Annotated in this window: 7 protein-coding genes and 1 pseudogene; 6 read left to right on the top strand and 2 right to left on the bottom strand. The window is 34.7% G+C overall.

Going from position 1 to position 9622, the window contains the following annotated elements:
- The first annotated feature begins 132 nt into the window (after window positions 1-132).
- The 4 genes from BM088_RS10155 to BM088_RS10170 all read left to right on the top strand — a co-directional run bounded on the left by BM088_RS10155 (window position 133) and on the right by BM088_RS10170 (window position 6232).
- Window positions 133-453 carry a YciI family protein gene (locus tag BM088_RS10155; RefSeq protein ID WP_091983356.1) on the top strand — a complete coding sequence of 107 codons (321 nt, stop codon included), beginning with the start codon at window positions 133-135 and terminating at the stop codon, window positions 451-453.
- Window positions 454-529: 76 nt separating this feature from the next.
- Entirely contained in the window at window positions 530-886 is a 357-nt protein-coding gene (locus tag BM088_RS10160) for a hypothetical protein (RefSeq protein ID WP_091983357.1), read from the top strand.
- Between the two features lie 92 nt (window positions 887-978).
- Window positions 979-1986 carry an AraC family transcriptional regulator gene (locus BM088_RS10165; protein ID WP_091983359.1) on the top strand — a complete coding sequence of 336 codons (1008 nt, stop codon included), beginning with the start codon at window positions 979-981 and terminating at the stop codon, window positions 1984-1986.
- Between the two features lie 196 nt (window positions 1987-2182).
- The gene (locus BM088_RS10170; protein ID WP_091983360.1) at window positions 2183-6232 is read left to right on the top strand and encodes a PKD domain-containing protein; all 4050 of its coding nucleotides are present in this window, start codon (window positions 2183-2185) and stop codon (window positions 6230-6232) included.
- A 63-nt stretch (window positions 6233-6295) separates the two neighbouring features.
- On the opposite strand, the pseudogene BM088_RS10175 reads toward BM088_RS10170, so the two are convergent.
- Window positions 6296-7089: pseudogene (locus BM088_RS10175) on the bottom strand (MBL fold metallo-hydrolase); the annotation flags it as partial.
- 281 nt (window positions 7090-7370) lie between these two features.
- Here BM088_RS10175 and BM088_RS10180 point away from each other — a divergent pair.
- Window positions 7371-8450, top strand: a complete 1080-nt coding sequence (locus BM088_RS10180) for a DUF2157 domain-containing protein (RefSeq protein ID WP_091983362.1) — start codon at window positions 7371-7373, stop codon at window positions 8448-8450.
- Window positions 8447-9268 carry a DUF4824 family protein gene (locus BM088_RS10185; RefSeq protein ID WP_091983363.1) on the top strand — a complete coding sequence of 274 codons (822 nt, stop codon included), beginning with the start codon at window positions 8447-8449 and terminating at the stop codon, window positions 9266-9268. The genes BM088_RS10180 and BM088_RS10185 overlap by 4 nt, the downstream gene beginning before the upstream one ends.
- Before the next feature lie 41 nt (window positions 9269-9309).
- Here the strand turns inward: BM088_RS10185 and BM088_RS10190 are convergent.
- A partial coding sequence (locus tag BM088_RS10190) for a transposase (protein ID WP_143085060.1) occupies window positions 9310-9622 on the bottom strand: 313 nt, incomplete at its 5' end.

Raw genomic sequence — 9622 nt, forward strand, 5'->3', positions numbered from 1 at the left:
TTATTTCAGTAAATAACCTTAGCCTAATTTAGTTTAACCTTACATTACGCTGTTAAAAGACTAATCTTATATATTTGAGTATGAAATAAAAATTATTTAACAAAGTTGAATTTTGATAAGGGAAGTAAAACAATGGCTCAATATATTATTATTTATTTGGGTGGAGACCAGCCAGAAAGCGCTGAAGCTGGTAAAAAGCATTTTGCTCAATATCAACAGTGGTTATTGTCTTTAGGTGATAGTGTCATAAGCCCTATGAACCCGATTAAAAATACACAAACAGTAAACCCTGATACATCAATATCATCACAAAGTAAGACACTTATGTCGGGTTATACCATTATTGAAGCTGAATCTATGGACGTTGCATTATCAATTGCAAAATTTTGCCCTTTTTTAAAACTTAATGGTTCATTAGAAGTCTCTCAATTGATAGAAATGACAGCTAAATAGTATCGTTAATAGAAACTGTTACATATTTAAAATTGTAATATGTATTTTTAATGCCCACATTTAAACAAGGCTAAATATGAGTAAAAGATTAGCTGCTTTATTTTTACTTTTAACATCTGAATATTTAAGTGCACAGTGTCTTTTTGTAGAAGCTGAAGAAAAAATTAAAGATGTCGTATTAATACGAAAACAGGCTCTATCCGTTATGGATGCTGAAGCTAACAAGTGTGATGATTTGACAGATAAAAAGATACGCACTGCATGTCAATGTCAGTATCGTAAAAAAGAACTGAATAAATTTAGAGAAGTATACAAAGCCATTTTGGCTAAATATCCTGAATATGACAATCGTTTAATTTGTTACTCGAAAGAAGGAGAAGGTATTTCGGTTAATTTTATTGGTTATAAACAGATGAATACTTGGTGTCTATAACTGATTTTTAATGTTCTTATGACGTTTCTGGGCTGTAATTTTACCTTAAGAGATCGATAGCGCTTAACACACTAAAAGAGTAGTTTTTATATATGATGGCAGCTCACCCTAAAATGGCAATTGAAACGACTCGGGAGCTTTTTAATACACTTGTTTCCTATGGTATTAGTCAAGAACAGCTACTTACAAAATCAGGCATTAATCTTAAAGAATTGCAAGAGTCGGATAGTCGATATCCCGTAGCCACTCACTTGAAACTTTGGCAAGCCGCGGAGTCATTATCAAACCTTAGTGCGATTGGTTTAATGATGGGGGCAAAGTCGGATCCCTATAATCGTGGTATTGTTGGTTTGGCTTTTACTGCGAGTAAAGATTTACAACAAGCTGTATATAATAAGCTGAAATATACTAAAATTCTTGCTGATCATATTAGTCTTGAATTTGAAAAAAATGCGCAAGAATTCTCAATTACATATTCAATTCTTGAAGGGTACTTTCATAGTTACGAAATTGAACGGGTTTTTGCCGGTTTTCTTAATTGGGTCCGCACTTTCATTCACTTTAAAGTAAACCCGATACGAGTTGGGTTACAGTATCGAAAACCTGAGCATAGTGAGGCCTATAAAAAGCACTTTGAATGCCCTATATTATTTGACCAAGCTAAAAATACCATTACCTTTCCAGTAAAAATTCTGTCTTATAAAAACCCTAAATGTAATGAATATTTATATCAAATCATTAAAGAGCACGCTGATAATATTTTAAGTCAAATTGATACAAGAACTAATATTGTAGTTGAAACCCGTAGCATGATTGCAAGTAGGTTATGCCACGGTCATTTTTCAGTTGAAGAGATTGCCTTATCTTTAAAAATGAGTAAACGCACTTTGAATCGAAAACTCAGTGATGAGGGAAAAACATATCAAGCTATTTTAGACTCTACTCGCAAAGAAATGGCCATTTCTTATCTTAAACAAGGGGAATGTGCTCAGCAGACACTGCCTTTTTTACTAGGTTATTCTGACAATCGTTGCTTTTTGAGGGCGTTTAAACGTTGGACAGGTCATTCCCCGAAACAATATTTAAATACAATTGAATAGGTTTAACTGTTCAGTTAAACATAGGGGGTGCTGATTTTTTAAAGGGAGGTTTGGCATGTTAGAAAATATATTTCATATGTCTCGAATTGTTCACTATTGGCGCAATCTGTCATAGCGATACAATCGTTTTTTAAGCTAGGCTATTGAGGTAACGCATTACACGTAGTCAATTTTTAAATGGAATAGGAATTGGAATATGTTATCTCATACAATGTTTAAAAAATTAGTTATTAAAGTGTTTGTCGTTTTGGTTACTTTAATTATGCCTAATAGTATTTTGGCAAGCCCAACAGTAACAAATGATGTCAGAGCTGTTTTTGTGGGGCATAGTTTGATCAATTATGATATGCCCTATATTTTGCAGCAGCTAACGCAAGATGCGCAAAACCTAACAATGCAAAATGCAGTGCAGGTAATGAATGGGGCTCCTTTAAGATACAATTGGGACTTTTGCACTGAATCCTCTTTTACTGGTCAGTGGCCACCTGAATCTTTTGCTTGTGATGCCATTGAAGCAGGAACAGTGCAAGGGGCTTATAATACGTTAATTGTGACGGATGCAAATAACTCTATACACAGTAATCATGAATGGAACCACCCCCAACTTCATATAAATAATTTTCTTGAGTTAATGAAAAACAAAGATCCTCAAAGTCGTGCTTTTTTTTATACCAGTTGGGAGGCATTGGATTATCATACTGGAGAGTGGACTGATGCAATTGCCTTTGAATTAGCTGAATATGAAGAGATTATTGCTCAGGCAAAACAAATTTCGGCAGACTTAGGTCGACACGCTGAGTTTGAGCTTATTCCGGCTAATCTAGCATTGAGAGAACTTATATTACAAATTGAAAGTGGTCAAATAAGTGGTTTAAGTCAAAGGGCAGATATTTTTGCTGATAATGTGCATATGAATAATCTTGGTAATTATTTTATGGCGAATGTGGTATTTTCAGCAATTTTTAAACGCTCGCCAGTTGGTTTAACTAACCAAGTTAATGCAAAAAATGGCGTAAATATACATGTTGACTCTGTTTTAGCACAGCAGCTACAAGCGTTAGCTTGGCAGGTTGTGAGCAATTATTATTCAGATGACGGACAGGTAAATCAAGCTCCAAATGGTGAAATAATTGCACCGTTAGGGACACAAACAATCACAAAAGGCAGTCATTTAACTTTTAGTGCTTTAGCAAGTGATCCAGACTCAGATGAAGCACTTACTTATTTATGGGATTTTGATGGGGTAGCACCAGTACAAACAAGCTTAACAAGTTCATCTATTTTGTTTGATCAAGTGGGGGTGTTTGATATTCAATTTTTGGTTACAGATAGTTTAGGTTTGTCAGACACCACGCCAGCCATTATTCAAATAATGGTTGAAGATGATTCAAGTATAGATATAAGTCCGAATGAAAAATCAGCTTTAGGGGTTAATCTGACCGGGTTAAGCTATTGGTCTACCCAATGGATGATGCTTGATGTGATGAAGCAAGCTTCAAATGGTAATGGTGAAATTTGGGCAACCAGTAACGCACAAACCTATGTATTTAATACAGGACATCAATCTAGACTTGATTTAGATGATCAAGGTTGGCCAAAAGCGTTACCGCCCTCAGATGATCCGGATTTTCATTTTGTAAGCACGATTATATATCAAGATAATCAAGATTACGCCGTTGGTGAGTATGTTGTGCTTTATGAGGGGGAAGGTGAATTAAATTATAATGGTGCAACTAAAATTACAAATAAATCATCCAAAGGAAGAGATATTGTTCAGCTCAATGAAAATGCGCATTTTCATTTACAGATCAGGCAAACGGACCCACATAAAACAGGTAATCATTTAAGAAATATTCGAATTATTGTTCCTGGGGGAATTTGTGGTACCGCGCCAACTGCTTATTCACAAGAGGCATCCGATTGTGTACAGGCATCAGATTTTAATCGTTTTGAGCAAATTTATCGCCATCAAAATTTTCACCCCTTATTTCTAGAAGATATGAAGAAATACCGTTCAATTCGTTTTATGCAAATGATGAATACCAATGTGAGTGAGCAATATACTTGGTCAGATCGGGCGAAGTTTGACTTTGCTAGCTGGGCTATGCCTGAAGGTTCGCCTTTAGAGCTGGCAATCGACCTAGCAAATAAGACTCAGGCTGAGCCTTGGTTAAATGTACCTGCAAGAGTTGATGATGATTATATGCGCCAGTATGCCCGTTTGGTTAAAAATACTTTGGATACACATTTAAACGTGATTATTGAACTCGGTAACGAAGTCTGGAATAACGCCTATCCCTATAATCAAGATGCAAACTGGATGGAGCAACAGGGTCGATTACTTTGGCCTGGTGCAAATGTATCTTCTTTTGAATTCAGGCTAAATTATTATGGTAAACGTACTTCAGATATGTGTGAGATATTTAAGCAAGAATTTGCCGAGCAAGCTAACAGAGTTAAGTGCACGGTTGCTTCACAAGGGGGTAATGTTTGGGTAGGTGAACAGATTTTAGAATGTAAATTATGGGCTGAGCAAAATAATGGTCAAAATTGCGCTGTTAATATAGATTCATTAGCCATAGGTCCCTATTTTGGTGGGTATTTATATCAAGATAAATTTGTACCTTTATTAAAAGAGTGGGCAGATGAAGGAGTACTTGGATTAACTAAGCTGTTTGATGAAATTAATTCAGGGATTTTGCGTGATTTGACTTATGATCCTACTGAACCTGACTGGGTACAGGCACCGATTGGTGGGGCTTTATTACAAACAAAAGGTTTCATAGAACAAAATAAACTACTCGCAAATCGTTTTGGACTTAAATTAACTGCCTATGAAGGCGGCCAGCATCTCACATTTGCTGGAAATTTAGCAGGTGACAGATCAAGCATAAACGATAACATTTTTATAGCGGGTAACCGTGTTCAAGCAATGGGAGATGCTTTTAATACACATTTTCATGATTGGAAAAATGCAGGTGGTTCTTTATATATGGTGTTTGAAAGTACGGCAAAATGGGGCGCTTTTGGTGCTTTTCCTTTAAAGGAGTATCAGCAGCAACCTATGAATGAAACACCTAAATTAGCAAGTACTTTAGCGTTTATAGATTCAAATCCGTGCTGGTGGGAAGGGTGTGATCGTATGACACATCATTATGGTAAAGTTCAAATTGATGATTTACCTGACGTGCCTCAGGTGGGAAGTATTAGTTTAACAAGTGAAGTTAGATTAGATAGTTGGGGAGTTGCCTTAAGCTGGTCTGAGATAGATGGCGTTCAATACTATCAAATATTCCGTGATGATGTGTTTGTGGGTCATACTAATGCTGATATACACATATTTAATAATGACTGGCTTGAGTTACACCGAGAATATCATTTTCAAATTAAAGCGGTAGATAGTAATGATAATGTTATCGCTGAGTCAAATATTTTGACATCACTGGCAGGAGACTCTATAGCTCCGACCCAAGTAACAGGTTTAAGCGCAATATTTAATGGTCAATATGGTTTTGAATTAAATTGGACTGCTTCAATAGATGCAGGTGGTGTTAATGTGTATGTTATATATCGAAATGGCGAACCTTTTACCAATGTAACTGAAACTAGATTAGTAGATGACTGGCCACCACAAGGAGCTGTAACGTACCAGGTTTTTGCTCATGACACTGTAGGCAATATTTCACAAGGCTCTGATATTATAACAGCACAGATCCCCTCAACTGAGTTTTTGATTTCAGCAATGACCAGACCTGAAAATAGAGGTGTCGCATTAAATTGGAGTTTTACACATTCTGACATTAAATATTTTAAAATATTTCGTGATAATGTATTTGTTGGTCATACGAATGCAGATGGCACTCATTTTAATAATGATTGGCTTGAACTTGGCATTGATTATTTTTTTGTTGTAATAGCAGTGGATGAACAAGGCAATATTATTTTAGAGTCAAATACAGTATCGTTACAGGCTGGAGATTCTCAAGCACCTAGTAAGCCTGAGAATCTTAAAGTAACCTTCGATGGTGCTTATGGTTTTAATATTAGTTGGAATGAATCCAGCGATAATACTGGGGTTGATTATTATAAAATTAAACGTAATGGTGAAGATTATACAACAAGAAATTCAACGCAACTCATTGATGAATGGCCACCCGAAGGAGATGTGAGTTACCAAATTTTTGCTGTTGATAAATATCACAATATTTCTCCAGCCTCTGTCATTGTGACTGGAAGTCGACCTTAGGTTTTATGTGTTTAAAAAAGATGGGCGCCAAGTGCCCACCTTTAATTATTTAACCGGATTGTGTCACTTTCGCCACCAGAGGTTTCCAACTTTTTTAGTTTGTGCCGTGATAACTTGCCCCATAATTGGCGTTGTTAATTCTACCATGTTTAATTTTGCTTGTGCTGTGATTTGTTCAAATGGGTCATACCAAGCGTGAAAAGCTAAATCAAAAGTGCCATTATGAATTGGCATCATTATTTTACCTTGTAAGTCTAAATGTGCACGCATACTTTGTTCCGGTGTCATATATATGAACATCAGCCCAATCTTTATCATAAGTACCCGTTTCTATCATGGTAAGATCAAACGGACCGTATTTTAGTCCTATCTTTTTGAAACCATCGAAATAACCTGAATCACCACTGAAATAAAGCGATTCATTGTTTGTTTTTATGACCCAAGAGCCCCATAAAGTTTTATTTCCATCAGTTAGGCCACGGCTAGAGAAATGTTGTGTGGGTGTAAAAGCAATAAGTGAAGCGCCTATATTGGACTCTTGCCACCAGTCAAATTGTTTTATTTTTATTGGCTCCCCATGCAGCTAAGTCTGCTTTAACGCCTAATGGCACATAAAATTTGTCGGTTTTATTTGCTAAAGTTTTAATACTTGATTTATCTAAATGTTCGTAGTAATTATGTGAAATTAGCACAGCTTTAATTGTTGGTAATTCATGTAAAGAAATAGGGGGAGCATGAAATCGTTTTGGTCCAATAAAGGAAAATGGTGAGGCGCGCTCAGAAAATACTGGGTCGATTAACCAAAACTCACCATATACCTTTAATAAGATTGATGAATGACCTAGTCTGATCCAATGTTTTCAGAATCAGTAACTCTAGTGAAGTTGGTTGTCAAAGGTATTTGAAATTATTTTTGCATCAAGCCATTCATTCAAATAAGCTCAAGATTGATAATATAGAATTGACAATAAAACAGTTTATATATTAGCTTAAATCTTTGATTTTTTATCCTAAACTTTATGGGTTTGCTAAAGTATCCCAAAACGAAATTGATAATATAATTAAAGAAAGCGTAATTATGTGGTTAGCGAGATATCAGGTTTAATATAAAATAATAAAGTACTAAGGAGAGTAATTAGTGGATGCGAAACAGGTTTCTCAGTTAGAAGCACAAGCTAGAGTTGATCAAATTCAGTCATTTAAAAAAGAATTAAATACTTTACAAAGTGAAGATGTAATTCAATTAACACAAACACAAAAATTAAAATTAAATGATTACCATAGTGCACTACAAAAAAAATTATCCTCACATTATGAGATTGATATTTGCATCGAGTCAAAGCAACTCACATGGGGAATGAAAATAGCTTCGTTATTTGGTGCTCTAACGATGGCGGCAAGCATTTTTTTCTTATTTTATCAATTTTGGGGCCTGATTGGCACTTTCACTCAAGTAAGCCTTTTGATTTGTGCACCTATATTATTACTTTTAATAAGCTTATATTTAACCCAACAAGAAAAACATGCTTATTTTTCAAAAATTGCAGCTTTTGCAAGTTTGTCTTGTTTCGTATTAAATCTATCTATGCTTGGGCAAATTTTTAATATAACCCCGTCACCTAATGCTTTTGTCATTTGGGCTGCATTTAGCTTTTTACTTGCTTATGCCTGTAATGCTAAATTAATGCTATTTTTTGCTTTGGTGAGTATTAGTTGTTTTATTTCAATGAAGCTGGGTACTTTTAGTGGTATGTACTGGATTAACTTTGGTGAGCGACCTGAAAACTTTTTCATTCCTGGACTGATCATTTTTTTATTGCCTCAATTTATTACCCATAAGAACTACTTAGGTTTTGAGGTTATTTATCGTGTTATGGCTATGATATCTGTATTTATACCTATTTTGATTTTATCAAATTGGGGACGCGTAAGTTACTTAAACTGGTCATCAGGTATGGTTGAAGGTTTTTATCAAATCATAGGGTTTGGATTGAGTATTAGTGCGATTTTTTTAGGTATAAAGCGTCATTGGCATCATGTAACACATACCGCAAATGTATTTTTTATTTTGTTTTTATATACCAAATTTTTTGATTGGTGGTGGCAGTGGATGCCAAAATATATATTCTTTTTTATTTTAGCTTTATCTTCTTTATTGGTTTTAATAATATTTAAACGGCTTCGTTTAACTAAAGTTAACGTAGGAGCTGTGTTATGAAAAAGTATTTACTTATAGGCCTATTCATCATTTTAACGACAAATATGATTGTTTTAGCAGGTGTTGTTTTTAATCGAAGTGGTGAACCAAGCTCAGAGCTGACTTTAACTGAACGTGAGCTAAGCTTTCCTTATTCATATGATAAAGGTGAAAATTCAGGAATATCACTTAATTTACATTGGCGAACACCAAGCAAAAAAAATGAAGACTCTTATGCTTATAGTTCAAAAGAAATTGAAATATCACAATCAAAATTAGTTGAATTAGGTTTTGAACCTTTCAATAGCGAAAATAAATTCTGGTCAGAATCTCAAACGTTATTTTGGGCACTAGAATTTGATGGTAACCTATATGAGTCAGAACTCAGGAAAGTACAACTAAACTACCAAACTGCACTAAAAGAATATGAAAGTTTATCCAATAAACCGAATAAGCATAAAAAAGAAAAGTTAAAAACACGCTTAGACAGAGAAAAAATAAGCAATAGTCGTTTATTTTTTGTAGATGTCGCTGCTGATTATGAAGCATTAGCTAGCCAGTTCTCAGATCAAAAGAATATTCTCATAGTGAAAGGTCTCACCAAACCTTATTTCAATAAAAAAACAAAACAGTACTCGCTTTTATTAAGGCAACTTGTCATTAAAAAAATAATGATATCTGTTGAATATGCAAATATTTTTAATAGTTTAAGCCAAAAAGATTGGAGTGGTATTAAAGAACCGCGTTATAAAGTTGATTTAAAATGGGGTAAGCGTTTAGAACCTTGGGTTCTTAGTATTAATAAAATGGGCAAACACATAAGTGAAAACCAAAAATAATAACCTATTTAACCTGAGATCTGGTTAAGCATCGCCATTTATTAGTCTGGCATCATACCAAATACATCTGCTGATAGTTTTATACACGGCTTCTGTTTCTTTAAGCAATAAGCCACTATTCCAGATATCAAGTTGAGCATGAAACTTGTTTCACTGCGATGGCGACTATGTTCTATTTGAGATATATTCTTCAACTGGTTATTGATAGTTTCAATGATGTATCTCTTTGATAACATGGCTCTATCGAAGGCTGACATGGCTTTCGACTTCATGTTTTTTCGAACTGTTGTAATCAAATCTACATCGAGTTCCTTTAGTTTTTCATTTAACTCTTTGCCGATATAACCTTTATCG

This window comes from Pseudoalteromonas denitrificans DSM 6059 (genome assembly GCF_900112265.1).
GTDB lineage: Bacteria > Pseudomonadota > Gammaproteobacteria > Enterobacterales > Alteromonadaceae > Pseudoalteromonas > Pseudoalteromonas denitrificans.